Raw genomic sequence first — 21169 nt, forward strand, 5'->3', positions numbered from 1 at the left:
GGTAATATGATCCATTGAGAAGCCTTGTTTTATAACATTTTGTCTTGAGAACCAATATGTTACAAAAACAGGGCTTTTTTTCTACTCTTTTTTTATATCGAACTCAGGTTATCCCTAATTTGAAGTCAGCGTTCAAATTATTTTTATTAAAGGTTTATGGCGCTCTAACAGAATATGAGAGCGAAGGTGAGTCCAGATATGATAACTAATTCTTCAGGAAAATCTATAAATTAAACTATTGAAATTAAAATAAAAATTAGAGTAATTGCTCTATTTGTGTTCACTCTTTCATTTAACTTTTAACATGAAAATAAAAAGCAAAGCAAGTGGCTGTTTTAGAAAATAAATAAAAAAACCTCATCAAAATGATGAGGTTTCGAATCGGCTCGGGCACCGTTTTTAAACGGTCGCCAGCGCCTGCTCCAGATCGGCAATTAGGTCATCAATATGTTCAATTCCAATAGAAAGTCGTACCATATCTTCACTGACACCTGCCGATTTTAACTCCTCGGCATTGAGCTGACGATGCGTGGTGGTCGCCGGATGGCAGGCCAGACTTTTAGCATCGCCGATATTAACCAGACGTGTAAACAGTTGCAGGGCATCAATAAAACGTGTGCCGCCTTCGAGACCATGTTCTACCCCAAAGGTCAGAATGGCAGACGGTTTACCTTTCACATATTTTTGTGCCAAGGCATGCTGTGGATGATCTTTCAGGCCAGCGTAATTGACCCATTTCACTTTCGGATGTTTTTGCAGATATTCAGCGACTTTCAGTGCGTTTTTGGTATGACGTTCCATCCGTAGGCTTAAGGTTTCCAGACCTTGCAGAATCAAAAACACATTCTGCGGACTGATCGCAGCGCCGGTATTGCGTAGCGGCACCACACGGGCACGAGCGATATAAGCAGCTTCACCCAAAACCTCGACGTAGTTGACGCCGTGGTAGCTTGGGTCAGGCGTATTCAGGGCAGGGAAACGTTCAGGGTATTTACCCCACGGGAATTTACCGCTATCCACAATGATGCCGCCAATGGAATTGCCATGACCACCGATATATTTGGTCAGGGAATGCACTACAATATCCGCACCGAAATCGAAAGATTTTTGTAGTACTGGGGTGGCAACAGTATTGTCGACAATGACCGGCACGCCATATTCATGTGCAATTTTAGCAATGGCTTCCAGATCAATAATATTACCCAGCGGGTTACCAATCGATTCGACAAAGACCAGTTTGGTTTTTTCATCAATCAAGTCACGCAGACTTTCCGGTTGTTCATAATCAAAGAAACGGACTTCAATACCCTGTTTTGGCAGGGTATGGGCAAACAGGTTATAGGTACCGCCGTAAAGCGTTGACACAGAAGCAATGTTGTCACCGGCTTCAGCAATGGTTTGAATCGCATAAGTAATCGCAGCCATGCCAGAGGCCAAAGCCAGGGCGCCAATTCCACCTTCAAGCGCTGCAACACGTTGTTCCAGAACCGCAGTGGTCGGGTTCATAATTCGGGTATAGATATTGCCCTGAACCTTTAAATCAAAGAGATCGGCCCCATGTTGAGTATTGTCAAAGGCATAAGACGTGGTTTGGTAAATCGGTACTGCCACAGCTTTGGTGGTTGCTTCAGGGGTATAACCTGCATGAATCGCAAGGGTTTCTGCTTTATAGCTCATTCTGTTTGATCTTCTTGTTTAAGTTTATGGCTTGAGTGTAGCATTTTCACATATGAGTAAAAGTGCAATTTTATTGAAATAAATATATGAAATATTCATATATCGACCTGGATTTGAGTCATTTATTTTACTGAAAACAGTTGTTTAAAAAAACATCAGCAAGAAACTTGTAACAATGCATTGAAGTTCATGGCAATGGCTTATGTTTTCGCTGCTTTCTGCGTATAATAGCCGATTATTTTTTCGCTCTTTTTTGAGCTGGGGTGGTTGTTTTAACCCCATTTGGTTTTTCAGTTGAGGAGTCCTACGTGGCCCAATATATTTACACGATGAACCGAGTGTCGAAGATGGTTCCGCCTAAGCGCGAAATCCTGAAAGACATCTCCTTATCATTTTTCCCAGGCGCTAAAATTGGTGTGCTTGGTTTAAACGGTGCAGGTAAATCTACCTTGCTTCGTATTATGGCGGGCGTAGATAAAGATTTCTCTGGTGAGGCGCGTGCGCAACCGGGTACAAAAATCGGTTATCTTGAGCAAGAACCACCTTTAGACGAAAGCAAAGACGTTCGTGGTAACGTCGAAGATGGTTTACGTGAACCGCTTGATGCCTTGGCACGTCTGGATGAAGTCTTTGCTGAATATGCAGCAGAAGATGCGGATTTCGATGCACTTGCGAAAGAGCAAGAGAAGCTTGAAGCGATTATCCAGACTTGGGATGCGCATAACCTTGCGAACCAGATGGATCAAGCAGCTGCAGCATTGAACTTGCCTGCTTGGGATGCAGATGTATCTAAGCTTTCAGGTGGTGAACGCCGCCGTGTGGCACTTTGCCGTTTACTTCTGTCTAAACCAGACATGTTGCTTCTCGATGAACCGACGAACCATTTAGATGCTTCATCTGTATCTTGGTTGGAACGTTTCTTGAAAGACTTCCCGGGTACCATCGTTGCGATTACGCATGACCGTTACTTCCTGGATAACGTTGCAGAATGGATCCTTGAGCTTGACCGTGGTATGGGTATTCCGTATCAAGGTAACTACTCTTCTTGGCTTGAGCAAAAAAATGCCCGTTTAGAGCAAGAGAACAAGCAGGAAGAATCTTTTGCTAAAGCATTGAAAAAAGAACTTGAATGGGTTCGTTCAAATGCCAAAGGTCAGCAAAAGAAAAACAAAGCGCGTATGGAGCGTTTTGAAGAGCTTAACTCACGCGAATTCCAGCAACGTAACGAAACCTCTGAAATCTACATTCCACCTGGCCCACGTCTGGGCAACAAGGTTGTAGAAGTTGAAGGCATCAGCAAATCGTTTGGTGATCGCTTACTGTACAAAGATTTAACGTTCACAGTACCACCTGCTGCAATTGTGGGTATCGTGGGTGAGAACGGTGCAGGTAAAACCACGCTATTCCGTATGATGACTGGTGAACAGCAACCAGATACCGGTACGGTAACGCTGGGTGAATCGGTTAAAGTGGCTTATGTCGGTCAGATCCGTGACACCTTAGATAACAACAAAACCGTTTGGGAAGAAGTGTCTGGCGGTCTAGACATCTTGAAGATTGGTGATTACGAAATCGCATCTCGTGCGTATATCGGTCGCTTTAACTTTAAAGGCCAAGATCAGCAAAAACGCGTAGGTCAATTGTCAGGTGGTGAGCGTAACCGTTTACAACTTGCGAAAATCCTGCAAATGGGCGCAAACGTTATCCTACTCGATGAACCATCAAACGACTTGGATATCGAAACCTTGCGTGCACTTGAAGATGCCATTCTGGTATTCCCAGGTACTGTGATGGTGATCTCGCATGACCGTTGGTTCCTGGACCGTATTGCAACGCACATCTTGTCATTCGAAGGTGAAACACCTGAATTCTTCACCGGTAACTATGCTGAGTTTGAAGAATATCGCCGTAAGCGTGATGGTGATGATCTTGTAGCGAAGCGTCAAAAATATCGCAAAATCGGTGTTTAATCATCTCCGACTTTTGTAAATAAAAAAACCAGCCTCAGGGCTGGTTTTTTATGTTTATTATAGGGTGGAGGGTAAATTAGATTTCCCACTCATGATTACATTCACGGCATTTCCATTTCTTTTGGGTTTGCATGAATGCCTGCATTGAAATTTTAAAATCAGGTAAGTCCTTATAGAACATAAAGCCTGCGATCAAGGAAAAAATAAAGACGATCACAGTGGCAGTCTGTAAAGTGGTACCTGCACCATCGCCAAAAATCCACATCGCGATACTAATAATAACCAGTAATAGCAAAAGGAACAGGGCAGGGACCAGAAACATTAAGCTTTTAGGAACCACTGGACGTGGAGCTGCTTGACCTGGCTGGGCCACTGGCATGATTTTCGGGCTTTGACACTTAGGGCAACGATATTGCATTACAACTCCAAAATTCTAAATTACTGATTATTTTATCGGAAGATGCGAAGAAACCGAAATATTGCCCAACATAAAATATACAGGCAATAAAAAACCCAAGTCGCAATGCTTGGGTTTTTTATAAGATCACCATATATATTACGATGATCTTGAATATGGCGTCCCTACGGGGATTCGAACCCCGGTTACCGCCGTGAAAGGGCGATGTCCTAGGCCTCTAGACGATAGGGACAATTGAGGCAAATAACACAGCTAAAGCAAGACTTGATTTGGTGGAGTCAAGGAGGATCGAACTCCTGACCTCTACAATGCCATTGTAGCGCTCTACCAACTGAGCTATGACCCCAGTCTGTGTGAGCGCTATATTAGGGATATCGCGCTCACACGTCAACACAAAAATTAATTAAGCTTGATCAATTGCTTCATTTTTCGGCAACTTTAAGCTTTCATTGAGTTTTTCCCAGACTTTCAGCTCTTTTTTGCTTGGACCACCGACAATTTCTAGCGCATGACGTAAACGTGCAAAGGTTAAATCCGGACCAATGGTCACCATCGTTTGCATGACTGGGGTAGAGGCTGTCGAACCGGCAATCGCAATAAAGAACGCAGGCATGAAATCACGTAGCTTGATTTCCATCTGTGTCGCCAAGTCCATCAAGGTCTGGCTCACCGTGTCGTTATTCCAAGTAAACAGGCTTTCTAAACGCCAAATTGCGAATTGAAGACTTTGACGTACCTGTTCATCCGACAGTTTCTTGCTTTCAAACTGTTCTTTAGACAGGGTCGGGAAATGGTTGAAATAATGTGCAGACCAGTTCACAGCTTCAGACAGCAGGTTAATACGCGGTTGAATCGCAGCTGCAATTTCTTCTAATTTGGCACGATCTGCTTTCCAGGCCAATAAGGTGTCTAGAAGTTCAGCCGGGCTGAGTGCCTTGATCCATTGACCATTTAACCAGTTCAATTTCTCAACATCAAAGATCGGACCACCGAGGGATACACGTTTGATATCAAAATGCTCAATCATTTCAGCCAAAGTGAATTTTTCACTTTCATCTGGCATTGACCAGCCCATACGACCCAAGTAGTTCAACAAGGCTTCAGGCAGTACACCGATGTCTCTGTAATAGTTAATTGAGGTCGGGTTTTTACGTTTAGACAGCTTAGATTTATCCGGGTTACGCAGCAGTGGCATGTGGCATAGTATCGGCATTTCCCAACCAAAATATTGATACAGCAACTGATGTTTCGGCGCAGATGGAATCCATTCTTCACCACGAATTACGTGGGTGATTTGCATCAAATGATCATCTACTACGTTAGCCAAGTGGTAGGTTGGTAGGCCATCGGTTTTCAGCAGGATTTGCATGTCTACTTGCGCCCATGGAATCTCGACTTCGCCACGCAGCATGTCATTGAATTTACATACACCTTCAGTCGGTACTTTCATGCGAATCACATGTGGTTCACCAGCGGCCAAACGACGCTCCACTTCTTCTTCAGAAAGATTTAGACCACGACCATCATAACGTGGCGACTCTCCACGTGCCTGCTGTTCTGCACGCATTTGATCCAGTTCTTCTGCAGTTGCGAAACAGTAGAAGGCATGACCTTTCTCTACCAGTTCCAAGGCATAATTTTTATAGATATCCATACGTTCTGACTGGCGGTACGGCGCATGCGGGCCACCGACATCAGGACCTTCAGACCAGTTCAGACCCAACCAGCGCAATGAATCCAGGATCATTTTTTCAGATTCAGGCGTTGAGCGCAGTTGGTCAGTATCTTCAATACGAAGAATGAATTCACCGCCATGCTGTTTAGCAAAACATAAGTTAAACAAGGCGATATAGGCAGTACCTACATGCGGAAAACCAGTAGGAGAAGGTGCAATACGAGTACGAACAGTCATAGCCGGATCTAATCTTAGATATAAAATTGCAGCTATTATAGCGAAAAAGCCACATCACTTAATGCTTTATTCAACATTGAATGATGTGGCTTTTAAATCCGGGAATATTCAGCGCTGTTGAGGCTGATTAAGAATGAGCGCTCGAAAAAATACTTTGGACAAAGCGGGTGAAGCGGTAATTCTGTTCTGCAAAGAAATTTTGCGAAGGTGCGACTTTAAATGCAGTCAAGACTTTGAGATTATCTTCTGTTTGAAGTGTTTTTTCAGTTTTTTGTTGCTGAATCGCTTTTTCAATCGGCGAAGTCTTGCTTTCAACAGTGCTTACTGTAGGCTTCGGCAAATCTGTCTTCACAACGACGGCATGACCGAGTTGAATCGAGAACAACATAATCAGGCTTAGGATGCTGGCTGTGAATAATGTAAATTTCATATCCAAACTTCCTCCTTACTTCGGGTTGGTTTTATTTTGTTAAAAATGTTTTTTTAATACTCTGCCTACAATTTAATCACAGTTGATCATAAAGAAGTAGAACCAAGTCACATTTTTTACAAAAGAAATAATATAACTCTGTGGAAAATTACCAAAAATCGTAATTTCCTGTTTTGGTGGCCTATTTTTAACAGACAACTGTGAAGAGAGCGTGAAGAACTGTCTTATATTGTAGCAGAAGATTACTTTTCTAGCAGAATATGTATCCGGATTTAATTGTTAGAAGATATCTCAAAATCATCAATAGATTGTAGATATTGTTATAAATGCATGATTGTTATGCTTATTTTTGATTTGTATAGTGCAGCTCATATAAACAAAGAGTTACATCAGATGAAAAAAATAATAGCATCCGCAATCTTGACAATTTTAGTTGGAACAGCTGTACAGAATTCCGTCGCCAAAGATTTCCTGAATGTCTCTTATGACCCGACCCGTGAATTTTATCAGGAATATAACGAAGAATTTGGCAAGTTCTGGAAGCAGAAAACCGGACAAACGGTTAATTTTAAACAGTCGCATGGCGGTTCAGGCAAGCAGGCGCGTTCAGTGGTCGATGGTTTGCAGGCCGATGTCGTAACCTTGGCCTTGGCCAATGATATCGAAGAAATCGTCAATGCCGGTTTAATCGAGAAAGACTGGCAAAAAGAGTTTCCGAGTAATTCGGCACCCTATACGTCTACGATTGTATTCTTGGTGCGTAAAGGCAATCCAAAGCAAATCAAAGACTGGAATGATCTGACCAAAGCGGGTGTGGACATTATTACCCCAAACCCGAAAACTGGTGGCGCGCCACGTTGGATCTACCTGTCTGCTTGGGGTTATGCACTGAAACAGCCAGGCGGTAATGATGCGAAAGCCAAAGAGCTGGTGAAAAAACTTTATCAAAATGTCAAAGTTTTAGATTCCGGTGCCCGTGGTTCACTGACGACGTTTGCCGAGCGCGGCATTGGTGATGTGCTTTTATCCTGGGAAAATGAAGCCTTGCTGGCGACGCAAGGTCTGGGTAAAGACAAGTACGATATTGTCTATCCATCGATTTCAATTCTGGCCGAACCATCGGTAGCGATTGTCGATAAGAACGTGAATAAAAATGGCACTACCCATCTGGCAAAAGGCTATTTGAACTATTTATATTCACCGAAAGGGCAGGAGCTTGCTGCGAAATATTTCTTCCGTCCGCGGGATGCCAAAGTCGCTAACAAATATTCAGCCCAGTTTCCGAAAATCCAGACCTTTACCATTGATAAAGTCTTTGGTGGTTGGGCCAAAGCGCAAAAAACACATCTTGTGAATGGGGCGATTTATGACCAGATTTACAATGAAAAAAGATAAGTAAGCTGTAGTCCAGATGGAATAAAGAAAATGGCTAAAGTGTTATCCATTTTCTTTATATCTAATGCATAAAATTCTATATCTTAGATATAAGTAGAATAATAAACTGTATTTTCCTTTTAAAAACAAAATATTAAGTCAGAAAAACCTTTCATTTTATCGTGTTGTGATGTTGTAGGGTGAATTGCGATAAATGATTTTATTTCATATAGTTATATCTAATGAAGATAAACTCTGTGCTGCCATGAAAACTCAATTAAAATCGTTATTTAGTGCTGCCTTGTTGGCGACTGGTTTAGGCATGACCGCGACTGCTTCACAAGCAGCAGACCGTCAGTTTCTGAATGTATCCTATGATGCCACGCGTGAGTTCTATGATGAATTTAACAAATCATTTGGGACTTACTGGAAAAACCGCACCGGTCTGGATGTGAATTTCAAGCAGTCTCATGGCGGTTCGGGCAAACAGGCGCGTTCTGTGGTCGATGGCCTGAAAGGTGATGTGGTGACTTTGGCGCTGGCCAATGACATCGAAGAAATTGTGAAATCTGGTCAGATTCAGCCGGGCTGGCAAAAGGAATTCCCACACAACTCGGCACCTTATACTTCGACGATCGTATTCATGGTCCGCAAGGGCAACCCGAAAGGCATCAAGGACTGGAATGACCTAACAAAACCAGGCGTGCAAATTATTACGCCAAACCCGAAAACGGGCGGTTTGCCGCGTTGGGTGTATCTGTCTGCATGGGGTTATGCCGAGAAACAGCCAGGCGGCAATAAAGCTAAAGCACAGGATTTTGTTGGCAAACTTTATAAGAACGTGAAAGTGATGGATTCTGCTGCACGTGCTTCAATGACCACCTTTGCCGAGCGTGGGATTGGCGATGTATTGCTGACTTGGGAAAATGAAGCCTTGGTCACGCAAAAGACCTTTGGTAAAAACAAGTTTGATATCGTCTATCCATCAATTACCATTTTGACTGAACCGTCAGTGGCGATTGTGGATCGTACCGTAGAGAAAAATGGCAATAAATGGCTAGCAACAGGTTATATCAATTACCTGTATTCACCATTGGGTCAGGAAATGGCAGCTAAACATTTCTATCGTCCACGTAATGAAAAAGTATTAGCGAAATATTCGGCACAGTTCCCGAAAATCAAAACCTTTACCATTGATGAGGTCTTTGGTGGTTGGGCCAATGCACAGAAAACCCATTTTGTGAATGGTGCAATTTTCGACCAGATTTATAACAGCAAACGTTAATTGATCTGCGAAGTCCTCTTGCTGGTAAAAAAGCCTCCTGAACAGGAGGCTTTTTTTGTGGCAGAAAATGCTAAAACGGTTTTCTCTATGGAAAGTAATATTTATCTACAAAAAGTCGTTTGGAGCTTTGCCTAAACAGGGTGATAATGTGCAGTTAAATTTTCCCCCCTATTGATTGAGTTTTTATGTCACATATTTCTGTATTACTTCACGAAACGATTGATGCCTTGTTGGCGGGTCGCAATACGGGAACTTATGTGGATGGTACCTTTGGCCGTGGTGGACATACGCGTTTATTGCTGTCCAAATTAGATGAAAATGCACGCGTCTATGCCTTTGATAAAGATCCACAAGCACTGGCTGTAGCGGCTGAACTCGAACAAGAAGATTCACGTTTTAAAATTATTCATGCCAGCTTTGCTGATCTGAAAGAGGCATTGGCTGAGCTGGGCATTGAACACGTCGATGGGGTGATGGCGGATCTTGGTGTTTCTTCACCGCAGCTGGATCAGGCTGAACGTGGTTTCAGTTTTATGAAAGATGGCCCACTGGATATGCGCATGGACAACTCGCAAGGTCCCACCGCAGCAGAATGGCTGACCCAGATTGAAGAAGAAGCACTGGCGAATATCATTTTTAAATATGGTGAAGAGCGTTATAGTCGCCGTATTGCCAAAGCGATTAAAGCTGCTGGATATATTGATACCACGGCAAAGCTCGCTGAGATCGTAAAAGTAGCGCACCCGAAATGGGAAAAAAATAAGCATGCTGCGACCCGTACTTTCCAGGCAATTCGTATTGCTATTAATAAGGAATTAGAAGATATTGAAATCTTCTTGCCTCAGGCCGTTGAAATCTTGAAACCTGAAGCACGTTTGGCGGTGATTAGCTTCCATTCACTGGAAGACCGTTTGATTAAACAATTTATTCAAAAAGAGTCAACGCTTGAAGAGGATTCAGGCTGGGGAATGCCACAACAACAGAAAGATACGCGACGTTTAAAGAAAGTTTCTCGTGTTAAAGCCAGTGATGAGGAGGTCAAAGCCAATCCTCGTTCACGTAGCGCATGGCTCCGGGTAGCAGAACGTTTAGCTTAATAGGCAGATCATGAAAACGGAAGTGGTTGATAAAAAAACAGAAAAATTGTGGCTGAAAAAAGTTACAATCTATCTCATGCTGATATTGATGGTCTTCATCAGTGCAGTATTTGTGGTATTTCAGGTATTTGAATACCGTCAGGATAACAGAAAGCTGAGTACCTATCTGCGTGAAAGGGATGACCTGAATGCAGAGTGGGGGCGTTTGCTGATTGAGCAGCAAACTTTTGGCGCGACGGCACAGATCGGTACGCGTGCAGTGACACAGCTGCGTATGTATTCACCTCCGGTTTCACAAAGTGTCGTGATTTCCTTACCACAAACTTCAGATGAGAAAAAATAAGGCTAGCGTTCCGACATGGTAGACAAGAGAAAGAAGCAACCGGTACGTAAAAAACAATCGGTCACCGACAAAAATGCCTCAAATGTTTATATCAATCGTTTTTACATCATGTGGGCGGTGGTGTTGCTGTGTTTTGTGACACTGATTTGCCGTGCTTTCTATGTACAGATTATTAATAAAGATTTTTTGCAAAACAAAGCCAATGCCAATATTTTAAGAACCAATACCATCAAGGCAATGCGTGGCGTAATTTATGATCGTAATGGCATTCCATTGGCTATCAGTACCCCAATCATGAAAATTGTGATTGATCCACGTGATTATTTTGACAATAAAAAACTCTATGACGAGACCATGCTGGCGCTGGAAAAAGAACCGAATAGCCGCAAGCTCAAACGTCAGCTACCGGATAAAAACCTGAATCTGGATGAGCTGGCGGATGCAGTCGGTATGGATCGGGCAGAACTACGTAAAAAAATGGAAGAACGTCCGCGTTCACGTTATCTGATCCTGAAAAAAGAAGTTCCGCCACAACAGGCCGAACTGATCATGAAACGTAATTTTCAGGGCGTATATACCGAGAAAAACTATAAACGTTATTATCCGCAGCCACAGCCGAACTCTCAGATTATTGGCCTGACCAATAGCGAAGGCAGCGGGATTGAAGGTCTGGAAATGCAGCTGAATAGCCGTCTTTCCGGAAAGGATGGCGAACAGCAGATCATTCGCGATAAAAAAGGCAACCGGGTCAAAGAACCGGAAGTGATTAAAGAAGTTGAACCGGGTGAAAATATTACCCTGAGTATCGACTCGCGTCTGCAATATATTATGTACCGTGAGCTGACGGCTGCTGGTGTCGCCAATAATGCCCGTTCAGCGACTGCGATTGCTGTTGATGTCAAAACCGGTGAAATTCTGGCGCTGTCATCATGGCCATCGTATAACCCGAATGACAAAAACAGCCTGCTCAACAAGGATGCCATGCGTAACCGCGGTGCAGTCGATTCTTTCGAACCGGGCTCGACCATGAAGCCGCTCACTGTAGCGATGGCCTTGGAAAGTGGCAAATATACGGCGAATTCAGTCGTTAATACCACACCGGGCAGTATGCGAGTCGGTAATCATACCATTCGTGATACGCATAACTATGGTCAGTTGACGCTCGGCGGCATTCTGCAGAAATCCTCTAACGTCGGTGTGGCGAAACTGGCCTTGTCGCTGCCGTATGAAACCTTGCCAACCTTCTATAAACGCTTGGGTTTTGGTCAGCGTTCAGCGGTGAAATTCCCGGGTGAAAGTGCCGGTCTGATTCTGCCTCCTAGCAAATGGAATGTGTCAGAAGTGGCAACCATGTCCTATGGTTATGGTCTGAATGCGACGGTACTACAGCTGGCTGATGCCTATGCCATGCTGGCCAATAAAGGCGTGAAAATGCCGCTGAGCCTGTACAAGCTGGAAGAACAGCCCCAGGGTGAACAGATGATCGATGCCAATATTGCCGATCAGGTCCTGCTGATGATGGAAACCGCAACCTTGCCAGGTGGTACGGCGACTCGCGCCACCATTCCAGGTTACCGCGTGGCGGGTAAAACCGGTACTGCACATAAATTGCGTGCCGACCGTAAAGGTTATTCAACCAGTGAATACCGGGCTTTATTTGCCGGCGTGGCACCAGTCAGTGATCCACGGATCGCTATGGTGGTGGTGGTAGAAAACCCACAAGGCACTTACTATGGCGGTACGGTATCTGCACCGGTCTTTGCCCGCGTGATGCAGGAATCCTTGCGTCTGCTGAATGTCCCTCTGGACAAACCTTTAGAACCTCCCAAAGTCCAGTAAATAGGTGATCAATGTCTATTACATTTCAAGATCTCTACACCCCTCACGATGTCGCTGACTGGATGAAGCAATCCTTTCAGGGCTTCGAGCTGGATAGTCGTAAAGTCAAACCGGGACAAATTTTTATTGCCCTGACCAGTCTGTCTCAACCGGAAAAAACTGCTCAATTCGCCCAGAAAGCCTTAGAGCAGGGTGCATTGGCCGTGATTTCAGAAACTGAACTGGATGTATCTCCAAATTTGGTGGTAGCAGATGTACGTCATCTAATGGGTCAATGGCAAAAGCAGTATTTGCAAGCGACTCAACCTGTGCAAGCTGCTCGAATTCTGGCAGTTACCGGCACCAATGGTAAAACCACGATTTCTCGCTTGGTGGCTGAATTCATCATGTTGCAAGGTAAAGCCTGTGCAGTGATGGGTACTACAGGTAACGGGATTTTGCCAAATCTGGAAGCATCTTCGCATACCACTCTAGATGCTTTGCAACTGCAAAATGCCTTGCATGGCTATGTGCAGGCCGATGCGGAGTTTGCCTCGATTGAAGCCAGTTCGCATGGTCTGGAACAAGGCCGCTTGAATGGTTGTGATATCGAGATTGCGGGCTATAGTAATTTGAGTCGTGACCATCTGGACTATCACGGTACGCTGCAAGCTTATGCGGAAGCAAAGTCTGGTTTATTCCGTTTTGAATCATTAAAAGTGGCTGTCATCAATATCGATGATGAACATGCACAGATCATGCTGGATGCTGCACAAACTAATCCGGCACAGCCTAAAATTTTGACTTATTCCACCAAGCAAAAAGCGGATTATCAGGTTCAGGATATTCAGTACAGCATTTCAGGTGCGACCTTTAAACTAAAAACTGCTTCTGCTGAATATATGGTTAACAGTCCATTGCTGGGCCATTTCAATATTGAAAATCTGGTCGCCAGTCTGATTATGGTGGAGCAGGCTGGGTTTGACCTGAACAGTTTGATTGCGTCTGTACCACAGCTCAAAGGTGCGCCCGGTCGGATGCAGGTGCTGCGTGATGGAGAGCGCCTGTTTGTGGTGGATTATGCCCATACCCCGGATGCCCTGACTCAGGTTCTGGTGACCTTGAAACGTCATGTTTCACAAAATCTCTGGGCAGTCTTCGGCTGTGGTGGCGACCGTGACCGTGGTAAACGTCCACTGATGACTCAGGCAGCATTGGAGGGTTCAGATATCGCAGTACTCACTTCTGATAACCCACGAACCGAAGATCCGGCACAAATTTTTGCTGATATGAAAAATGATATCGACTTTTCCGGCAAAATCTATCATGAAATTCATGACCGTCGTGAAGCGATCAAGTTTGCGGTTAAACACGCACAGGCGGGTGATATTGTCGTGATTGCAGGGAAAGGTCACGAAAACTATCAGGAAATTGATGGCGTACGTCACTGGTTTGATGACGTGGTCGAAGTGCAGGCTGCGATTGATGCCCAGCATTGCAACACAGATTCAGCCTATTCAGCGCATTAGGATTCAGATATGCATACCTCAACAACAAGTACTGCGGCGCTGGAGCCGTGGAGCATAGAACAATTACAGCAGGCCACCCAAGGCTACTGGCTGAATGATAAAAAGCCTGCAGGCCAGATCAAGCGGATTTTGACTGATTCACGTGATGCAGAATCAGGTGATGCTTTTCTTGCGCTGAAAGGTGAGCGTTTTGACGCACATGACTTTATTGCACAAGTGGCGGCTCAAGGTTGTGAAATTGCCATTGTCAGCTGTCCGGTGGATGCTGATATTTGCCAGCTGGTGGTAGAAGATACCCGTCTGGCATTGGGATTGTTGGGAGCTTATCGCCGTCAGCAGAATTCTCAACTTAAAGTCATTGCCTTGACCGGCAGCAGTGGCAAGACCACGACTAAGGAAATGCTGGGAAGCATTCTGTCACGTCTGGCACCGACCTTGGTGACGCGTGGTAATTTGAATAATGACCTTGGCGTGCCGGTAATGTTGCTGGAGCTACGTCCTGAACATCAATATGCAGTAATGGAACTCGGTGCAAGTCATCAGGGTGAAATTGATTACACTTCAAAAATGGTACAGCCGCATGTGGCCGGAATCATTAATATCGGGACTGCACATTTAGGTGAATTTGGCGGCCGTGACGGGATTTGCCGTGCAAAATCCGAGATTTATGCGCATATCTCTGAAATTTCGATTATTCCTGCTGCCGATGATTTTGCTGAAACGATTCGTGCCGCAGTAAAAACCGAAAAAAGCTTGAGTTTTGGTGCTGGTGGTGATGTATATGCCAGCGATGTAGTCCTTGATGCTCAATCTTCAACCTTTACCCTGAATACAGCGCAAGGCTCGAAAACAGTTCAGTTGCCATTTGCCGGCGAACATAATGTTGAAAATGCGACCGCAGCAGCAGCTTTCGCCCTGGCGATCGGTGTTGGTCTGGATGATATCGTGGCCGGTCTGGAACAGGCCGTGGGTGCCAAAGGTCGTCTGAACTTTATTCCACACAAAGACTATTTGTTTATTGATGACACCTATAATGCCAATCCGGGTTCGATGCGTGCAGCAGCAGAAGTGTTGGCGCAGCAGCAGGGCATCCGGGTCATGGTCACCGGCGATATCGGTGAACTGGGTTCATCTGCCGCAATCGAGCATTACAAGCTCGGTCGGGATCTGGTCTCGGTCAAAGGCATTAATTTTGTGGTGGCTGTGGGTGAATTTGCGCCTGCCGCACAAGAAGGTGCTCGTAGTACACAATATGGTAAAAAAATGCAGGCTTTCCTGAATCAGGAGCAGGCCTTGCCATTTTTAATTGATTTGATTGAAACACATCATCCCCAGCCAATGTCTTTCCTGTTTAAGGGGTCGCGTTTTACCCATATGGAAACATTGATGGCTGCATTGATGGAGAAACTCTAAATGCTGTTATGGCTATTTGACCTTCTGGCGGGCTTTGACAGCACGTTTCAGGTGGTTCGTTATTTAACTTTACGTGCTTTACTCAGTGTTTTGACGGCACTGACCATTGGCCTGGTGCTTGGCCCAATCATGATTCGCAAGCTGCAGGCGCTGAAATATGGTCAGGCAGTCAGCTCGTATGCCCCTGAAAACCATGCCAAGAAAATGGGTACACCGACCATGGGCGGGGTGCTGATCCTGCTTTCAATCGGGATTTCGACTTTACTCTGGGCGGATCTGTCTAATCCTTATGTCTGGATTGTACTGGGTGTAATGGTGATTTTCGGTGCCGTGGGCTGGGCCGATGACTGGATCAAAATCCGTTATAAAGACAATGCAGGTTTGCCTGCGAAGAAAAAATTCTTCTGGACTTCAGTGGGTTCGTTGGGTGCTGGTATAGCCTTGTATGTGATTGCGCAGCAACAGACCAATCCGGTGCATACTGCGAATATGCTGGATCTGCTGATTCCATTCTTTAAAGACTTAAGCATTCCATTGTCAATGATTCCGCTGGGTATTGGATTTATTATCTTTACCTATTTCGTCATTAACGGTGCATCCAATGCCGTGAACTTGACCGATGGTCTGGATGGTCTGGCGATCATGCCAATCGTGCTGGTGGCTACAGGTCTGGGCGTATTTGCCTATCTGGCCGGTGATGTGCGTTTTGCCAATTATCTGCATATTCCTTATGTAAAATACTCGTCTGAACTGGTGGTGATCTGTGCTGCCATGATCGGAGCCGGTTTAGCTTTTCTTTGGTACAATGCCCATCCAGCCCAAGTGTTTATGGGTGATGTCGGTGCTTTATCTCTCGGTGCAATGCTCGGTACGATTGCCGTCATGGTGCGTCAGGAAATCGTATTTGCGATTATGGCTGGTGTTTTTGTAGTGGAAGCGATTTCAGTATTCCTGCAGATTGGTTCATTAAGAATGCGTAATAAACGCGTATTCCTGATGGCGCCGCTGCATCATCATTATGAAAAGAAAGGCTGGCGTGAAACCCAGGTGGTGATCCGTTTCTGGATTATTACGATTATGCTGGTAGTTTTGGGTCTAATGACCTTAAAATTGCGCTAAGAAATGCATGGGAAAAAGTCGGCGCATGCCGGCTTTTTTGTTTTGGAGAAAATGATGAATTTACTCATGTGCCCAGTCTGTCGCCAGCAGTTGAGCTTAAATGAAAGAACATGGCGCTGTGAGAATCATCATAGTTACGATGTCGCCAAACAGGGCTATGTGAACCTGCATGTGGTTCAGCATAAGCACAGCAAAAACCCGGGAGATACGCCTGAGTCTGTGCAGGCACGTCGCGCATTTCTCAGTGCAGGTTATTATGCGCCTTTGCAACAGGCTGTCGTGGAAAAGATTCGCGAGTTGCGGATTGAGAACCTTTTAGATATTGGTTGTGGCGAAGGCTATTATACGAATGCCATGCAGGCGGAAGTGCTGCAATGCGTCGGGGTTGATATTGCCAAAAATGCAGTTCAGGTGGCTGCCAAGCTGAATAAAGAGGTGACTTGGGTGGTGGGAACCGGGGCAACCTTACCAGTACTGGATGAGTCAATTGATCTCTGTACCAGCTTATTTAGTCCGATTCCCAAACAGGAAATCCTGCGGGTATTAAGGCCGAAGTCTTATTTGATGGTAGTGACGCCGGCACCACAACATTTATATGCTATGCGTGAGGCTTTATTTGAAGAAGTGAAACCACACGAGCCGCAGAAGTTTGTTGAGCAGTTGCAAGATGAATTTAATCTGGTTAGTGAGCAGGTGATTGATGCGCCAATGGTTTTGCCACAGGCTGATTTAAAAAACCTGATTGCGATGACGCCATATGCTTATAAGGCCAAACCTGAACGTCGTTTAGCACTTGAACAGCAGGATCAGTTTGAATTACTGGCGCAATATCAGATTTACCTGTTTCAGAAAAAATAAAAAATGCATATAAAAAAGCCCTCAACTGAGGGCTTTTTTATATCAGTCAGATTACTGGACTTCTTCAATCAGATTTTCCAGAGAATCTACCCGGTTCGGCTGAAGAGGCTGTTCTTGTGGTGCAGAACTTTCATCATCTGGTAAACGAATCGGTTGATCTGGCAAATCTTCAAAGTCAGTTTCTGTGCGTTTCGGGACGACCACAGGTGCAGGACGGTAAAGCGCTGTCGCCAGAGGCGGAGAAGACGGATCATTCTGTGCTTCATCAGCCTGAACCACCTTGTTGCGATTTACCGGTGCCTTAGCATTGCGGTCTAAACGTACCCAGGCTTCTGGCTGGCCTTTTAATGCCTTGCCCATAAAATCGGTCCAGATCGGTAGAGCTGCCACACCACCATATTCACGGCGACCTAAAGTGGTTGGCTGATCAAAGCCTACCCAGGTCACGGTGACTAACTTACCATTGAAACCTGCAAACCAGGCGTCTTTGGCATCATTAGTGGTACCGGTCTTCCCGCCGATATCACCACGACCAATTCTTAATGCAGCACGGCCAGTACCATGCTGAATCACATCACGCAAAATGTTGGCCATGTCATAGGCAGAGCTGGATTTTAAAATACGCTGTGCCTGACGATAATTACTGTCTTCGGCAGAGACTTTAGGTGCAGGCTGTTTTTGCTCTAAAGTTGTATTGTTAATTGCAATTGCTTCGTCATCTGCGGTAATAGGGTCAGTGGCTTGAACTGTTTCTTCTTTTTCATTAATACATGAAATACAGGCATATTCAGGCTTGGCTTCAAAGATGGTATTGCCATAGGCATCTTCAATACGGGTAATAAAGTGCGGCTGAATTCGGTAACCGCCATTGGCAAAGGTAGCATAGCCAGTCACCATCTGAATCGGGAGGACCTGCGGGGTGCCTAATGCAATAGTATAGTTACGTGGAATCTGACTGTCTTGTAAACCAAAATCCATGAATAACTGACGTGTACGTTCAATCCCGACGGCCTGTAATAAGCGCACTGAGACTGTATTACGTGACAGATAAAGTGCACGACGTAGGGGGATCATGCCCAGATAACGGCCATCCGAGTTACGTGGCGTCCATTTGCCAATGGTAATGGGTGCATCATTGACCATAGTATGCGGCGTCATGCCACGTTCTAAAGCCAGGGCATAAACAAAAGGCTTAATGGTAGAGCCGGGTTGACGCCAGCCTTGGATTGCACGGTTAAATTTCGACTGATAAAAGTTATATCCCCCGACAATGGCTTCAATCGCACCATTATTTGGATTGATGGCAATCAATTGTCCTTGCACGTTGGGGATCTGCACCAATGACCAAGAGGTTTTATTTTCATTGGGTCTTAAACGAACAATGTCTTTGACTTTGACAATCTCGGACGCTTTGCTCGGTGCGCCACCTACACTGTTGACGTTACGAAAGCGACGCGCCCAGGACATACCTGACCAGGGAACAGTCACGCTGCTTCCGTCCTGCATGAGTGCTTCAAAACTAGAATTACCCACCTGAATTACTTGCGCAGGATAGGTGTTGGCATAAGCACGGAACTTGTCGAGGGGTTGATCATGTGCTTCAGCACCACGCCAGCCATGTCGACGGTCATAAGCCTCTAAGCCTTCTTGTACCGCTTGTTCCGCATAGGCCTGACGTTCACTATGAATGGTAGTATAGACTTTATAACCAGAATCTACCGCCTGTTCACCAAAGTTTTGTACCAGTTCAGAACGTACCATTTCACCGACATACGGAAATTTATTACGGGTACTCCGGTCAGGCATATCTAAATTTACCGGTTCAGCAATGGCTTGCTGATACTGGCTCTGATTTAAATAGCCCAGTTGCAGCATACGACCCAAAATCCAGTTACGACGTTCCAAGGCACGTTTGGGATTGGCGACCGGATTGTATCGAGAAGGTGCTTTAGGCAGGCCAGAGATCATGGCCATTTGTGCAATTGAAAGCTCTTCTAAGCTCTTGTTATAGTAAATTTTAGCTGCTGCGGCGATGCCGTAAGCATTTTTCCCCAAGAAAATTTTATTGACATACAGGGTCAGAATTTCTTCTTTACTTAAGTTTTGCTCAATTTTACGAGCCAGAAAAATTTCCGTCAGTTTACGCTTTAGCGTCCGTTCAGGGCTAAGGTAATAGTTTTTTGCCACTTGCATGGTAATGGTCGAACCGCCGGTCTGTACATCCGAGCCAGTCACCGTTTCACTGAGTGCGCGGCCCAAGCTTTTAAAGCTGATTCCGCTATGCTCAAAAAAGCTGGAATCTTCAGCGGCGAGGAAAGCATGAATAAATTCGGTTGGAATTTGTTCATATTTCACGGGAACAGAAAGCTTGCCTCCATATTCGGCAATTAATTCATTATCTGAACTAAAAACTTGTAAAGGCTTTAATAGAGGGGCCTTTTTAAGCGTAGACATTTCAGGCAAAGATGGGGCAATATAGAGATACATGCCATAGAAACCCATCGGAATTGAGATCAGTATAATGATAATGATCAAAAAAAATGGATGAACAAGGCCTGAACAAGATAGCTTTTTCATAACAAGTAAGTTTTAATAAGAGCTAATGGCGAACTAATTACCGGTCAGTATATCCTGTCGATATCCATATTGTTAGATGAGTTATTGTATCTATATAAAATTATAGACTGGACCAATTGGTAAGTTAGATTGAATTGGGGACAAAAAAATAATAGAAAGTGTATTGTGCGCAGGTTATATCGTAAACCAAATAAGGGGTTAATAGGAGTCGATATTAGTTCGACTTCTGTTAAGGTTTTAGAACTTTCTGTAAAAAGTGGCCGTTACTGGGTAGAGAGCTATGCTTTGGTCCCATTATCGGAAAACAGTGTTGTTGAAAAAAACATCTTAAACCCAGAAGCAGTCGCTGATGCCCTTGGGCGTGCAATTAATTTGGGCAATACCCAGTCGAATCAGGCCGCTTTTGCGATTCCAACTTCAATGGTCATCACCAAAATCATTGAGATGGATGCAGACATGTCGGATGATGAACGTGAAGTTCAGATTCGTGAAGATGCGGAACAATATATTCCTTTTCCACTCGATGAAGCGAGTCTGGACTTTGAAGTTCTGCCAGACCGCCTTTCCAATCCGAACCGGGTCAATGTGCTGCTGGTCGCGACACGGATCGAAAATGTCGAAGCACGTTCTGAAGTTTTAGAGATTAGCAGTCTAACGCCTAAGATTGCAGATGTAGAAAGTTTTGCGCTGGAAAATGCCTTTAAGGTATTTTCGGACACTTTGCCGATGGGGGTCAATACGGTTGGTATTTTAGACATTGGTCATAGTATGACGACCTTGTCGGTGATGCAGAACAACAAGATTATTTATACCCGTGAGCAGGTGTTTGGTGGCAAGCAATTGACTCAGGAAATTCAGAATCGTTATGGATTGTCTTTTGAAGAAGCTGGACGTGCTAAAAAACCCGTGCCTTGCCGGATGATTATGATATTGAAGTGCTAGAACCATTTCTGGATGCCGTCGTACAACAGGCAGCCCGTTCATTGCAGTTCTTCTTTTCATCTTCTCAGTTTAATGAGATTGACCATATTTTACTGGCCGGCGGGAATGCCAATATTCCAGGTCTGGCAAAATTATTACAACAAAAACTCGGTTACCGTGTCACGATCGCGAATCCATTTTTGCAAATGGGCTTTTCTCCTCAAATTGATATTAAAAAAATTGAAAATGACGCGTCATCACTCATGGTTGCATGCGGTTTGGCATTAAGGAGTTTTGATTAATGGCAAGAATTAACTTAACCTGAGTTCGATATAAAAAAAGAGTAGAAAAAAAGCCCTGTTTTTGTAACATATTGGTTCTCAAGACAAAATGTTATAAAACAAGGCTTCTCAATGGATCATATTACC

The 21169-nt window shown here is 44.6% G+C and carries 15 protein-coding genes, 2 tRNA genes and 1 pseudogene; 11 read left to right on the plus strand and 7 right to left on the minus strand.

Annotated features, from left to right (window positions below):
* Nucleotides 1-399 precede the first annotated feature (399 nt).
* Nucleotides 400-1677: an O-acetylhomoserine aminocarboxypropyltransferase/cysteine synthase family protein gene (locus WFH18_RS12980; protein WP_044109001.1), complete on the minus strand. Its 1278-nt coding sequence runs from the start codon at nucleotides 1675-1677 to the stop codon at nucleotides 400-402.
* Between the two features lie 308 nt (nucleotides 1678-1985).
* Here WFH18_RS12980 and ettA point away from each other — a divergent pair, with 308 nt between their 5' ends.
* Nucleotides 1986-3647: an energy-dependent translational throttle protein EttA gene (gene ettA / locus WFH18_RS12985; RefSeq protein ID WP_044109003.1), complete on the plus strand. Its 1662-nt coding sequence runs from the start codon at nucleotides 1986-1988 to the stop codon at nucleotides 3645-3647.
* 76 nt (nucleotides 3648-3723) lie between these two features.
* Here the strand turns inward: ettA and WFH18_RS12990 are convergent, their stop codons facing one another.
* The 5 genes from WFH18_RS12990 to WFH18_RS13010 all read right to left on the minus strand — a co-directional run bounded on the left by WFH18_RS12990 (nucleotide 3724) and on the right by WFH18_RS13010 (nucleotide 6407).
* Entirely contained in the window at nucleotides 3724-4065 is a 342-nt protein-coding gene (locus WFH18_RS12990; RefSeq protein WP_044109005.1) for a membrane protein, read from the minus strand.
* 156 nt (nucleotides 4066-4221) lie between these two features.
* Nucleotides 4222-4297, minus strand: a tRNA-Glu gene (locus WFH18_RS12995).
* A 38-nt stretch (nucleotides 4298-4335) separates the two neighbouring features.
* Nucleotides 4336-4411: transfer RNA gene (locus WFH18_RS13000), tRNA-Ala, on the minus strand.
* 57 nt (nucleotides 4412-4468) lie between these two features.
* Nucleotides 4469-5977 (minus strand): glutamate--tRNA ligase, encoded by a 1509-nt coding sequence (gltX, locus tag WFH18_RS13005; RefSeq protein WP_044109007.1) that lies wholly within the window; start codon nucleotides 5975-5977, stop codon nucleotides 4469-4471.
* 127 nt (nucleotides 5978-6104) lie between these two features.
* The gene (locus WFH18_RS13010; protein ID WP_004281126.1) at nucleotides 6105-6407 is read right to left on the minus strand and encodes a hypothetical protein; all 303 of its coding nucleotides are present in this window, start codon (nucleotides 6405-6407) and stop codon (nucleotides 6105-6107) included.
* A 393-nt stretch (nucleotides 6408-6800) separates the two neighbouring features.
* Between WFH18_RS13010 and WFH18_RS13015 the strand changes: the two genes are divergently transcribed.
* From WFH18_RS13015 to WFH18_RS13055, 9 genes are all read left to right on the plus strand, one after another.
* Nucleotides 6801-7802, plus strand: a complete 1002-nt coding sequence (locus WFH18_RS13015; RefSeq protein ID WP_044109073.1) for a sulfate ABC transporter substrate-binding protein — start codon at nucleotides 6801-6803, stop codon at nucleotides 7800-7802.
* Nucleotides 7803-8046: 244 nt separating this feature from the next.
* Nucleotides 8047-9066 (plus strand): sulfate ABC transporter substrate-binding protein, encoded by a 1020-nt coding sequence (locus WFH18_RS13020; protein ID WP_305177537.1) that lies wholly within the window; start codon nucleotides 8047-8049, stop codon nucleotides 9064-9066.
* 185 nt (nucleotides 9067-9251) lie between these two features.
* Complete coding sequence (rsmH, locus tag WFH18_RS13025) at nucleotides 9252-10163, plus strand: 16S rRNA (cytosine(1402)-N(4))-methyltransferase RsmH (RefSeq protein WP_005101404.1); 912 nt, start codon at nucleotides 9252-9254, stop codon at nucleotides 10161-10163.
* Nucleotides 10164-10239: 76 nt separating this feature from the next.
* On the plus strand, nucleotides 10240-10506 hold the full coding sequence (ftsL, locus tag WFH18_RS13030; protein ID WP_370940785.1) for a cell division protein FtsL: 267 nt from the start codon (nucleotides 10240-10242) through the stop codon (nucleotides 10504-10506).
* Nucleotides 10507-10521: 15 nt separating this feature from the next.
* Entirely contained in the window at nucleotides 10522-12345 is a 1824-nt protein-coding gene (gene ftsI, locus WFH18_RS13035) for a penicillin-binding protein PBP3 (protein WP_005101401.1), read from the plus strand.
* A gap of 11 nt (nucleotides 12346-12356) precedes the next feature.
* Nucleotides 12357-13853 carry a UDP-N-acetylmuramoyl-L-alanyl-D-glutamate--2,6-diaminopimelate ligase gene (locus tag WFH18_RS13040; protein WP_005101399.1) on the plus strand — a complete coding sequence of 499 codons (1497 nt, stop codon included), beginning with the start codon at nucleotides 12357-12359 and terminating at the stop codon, nucleotides 13851-13853.
* 9 nt (nucleotides 13854-13862) lie between these two features.
* Nucleotides 13863-15266, plus strand: a complete 1404-nt coding sequence (locus WFH18_RS13045) for a UDP-N-acetylmuramoyl-tripeptide--D-alanyl-D-alanine ligase (protein ID WP_044109008.1) — start codon at nucleotides 13863-13865, stop codon at nucleotides 15264-15266.
* Nucleotides 15267-16385 carry a phospho-N-acetylmuramoyl-pentapeptide-transferase gene (gene mraY, locus WFH18_RS13050; RefSeq protein WP_155861577.1) on the plus strand — a complete coding sequence of 373 codons (1119 nt, stop codon included), beginning with the start codon at nucleotides 15267-15269 and terminating at the stop codon, nucleotides 16383-16385. It begins immediately after the preceding gene.
* Nucleotides 16386-16439: 54 nt separating this feature from the next.
* On the plus strand, nucleotides 16440-17243 hold the full coding sequence (locus WFH18_RS13055) for a putative RNA methyltransferase (protein ID WP_071852298.1): 804 nt from the start codon (nucleotides 16440-16442) through the stop codon (nucleotides 17241-17243).
* A gap of 51 nt (nucleotides 17244-17294) precedes the next feature.
* Here the strand turns inward: WFH18_RS13055 and ponA are convergent, their stop codons facing one another.
* The gene (gene ponA, locus WFH18_RS13060) at nucleotides 17295-19820 is read right to left on the minus strand and encodes a penicillin-binding protein PBP1a (RefSeq protein ID WP_155861576.1); all 2526 of its coding nucleotides are present in this window, start codon (nucleotides 19818-19820) and stop codon (nucleotides 17295-17297) included.
* Nucleotides 19821-19985: 165 nt separating this feature from the next.
* On the opposite strand from ponA, the pseudogene WFH18_RS13065 reads away from it, so the two are divergent.
* A pseudogene (locus WFH18_RS13065) lies at nucleotides 19986-21043 on the plus strand (pilus assembly protein PilM).
* Nucleotides 21044-21169: the final 126 nt, after the last annotated feature.

The organism is Acinetobacter sp. USHLN143 (assembly GCF_037145695.1).
GTDB lineage: Bacteria > Pseudomonadota > Gammaproteobacteria > Pseudomonadales > Moraxellaceae > Acinetobacter > Acinetobacter fasciculus.

Coding starts and splice junctions, on each gene's coding strand:
- WFH18_RS12980 (WP_044109001.1), bottom strand. CDS start 1,677: ATGAGCTATAAAGCAGAAACCCTTGCGATTCATGCAGGTTATACCCCT.
- WFH18_RS12990 (WP_044109005.1), bottom strand. CDS start 4,065: ATGCAATATCGTTGCCCTAAGTGTCAAAGCCCGAAAATCATGCCAGTG.
- gltX (WP_044109007.1), bottom strand. CDS start 5,977: ATGACTGTTCGTACTCGTATTGCACCTTCTCCTACTGGTTTTCCGCAT.
- WFH18_RS13010 (WP_004281126.1), bottom strand. CDS start 6,407: ATGAAATTTACATTATTCACAGCCAGCATCCTAAGCCTGATTATGTTG.
- WFH18_RS13015 (WP_044109073.1), top strand. CDS start 6,801: ATGAAAAAAATAATAGCATCCGCAATCTTGACAATTTTAGTTGGAACA.
- WFH18_RS13020 (WP_305177537.1), top strand. CDS start 8,047: ATGAAAACTCAATTAAAATCGTTATTTAGTGCTGCCTTGTTGGCGACT.
- rsmH (WP_005101404.1), top strand. CDS start 9,252: ATGTCACATATTTCTGTATTACTTCACGAAACGATTGATGCCTTGTTG.
- ftsL (WP_370940785.1), top strand. CDS start 10,240: ATGCTGATATTGATGGTCTTCATCAGTGCAGTATTTGTGGTATTTCAG.
- ftsI (WP_005101401.1), top strand. CDS start 10,522: ATGGTAGACAAGAGAAAGAAGCAACCGGTACGTAAAAAACAATCGGTC.
- WFH18_RS13040 (WP_005101399.1), top strand. CDS start 12,357: ATGTCTATTACATTTCAAGATCTCTACACCCCTCACGATGTCGCTGAC.
- WFH18_RS13045 (WP_044109008.1), top strand. CDS start 13,863: ATGCATACCTCAACAACAAGTACTGCGGCGCTGGAGCCGTGGAGCATA.
- mraY (WP_155861577.1), top strand. CDS start 15,267: ATGCTGTTATGGCTATTTGACCTTCTGGCGGGCTTTGACAGCACGTTT.
- WFH18_RS13055 (WP_071852298.1), top strand. CDS start 16,440: ATGAATTTACTCATGTGCCCAGTCTGTCGCCAGCAGTTGAGCTTAAAT.
- ponA (WP_155861576.1), bottom strand. CDS start 19,820: ATGAAAAAGCTATCTTGTTCAGGCCTTGTTCATCCATTTTTTTTGATC.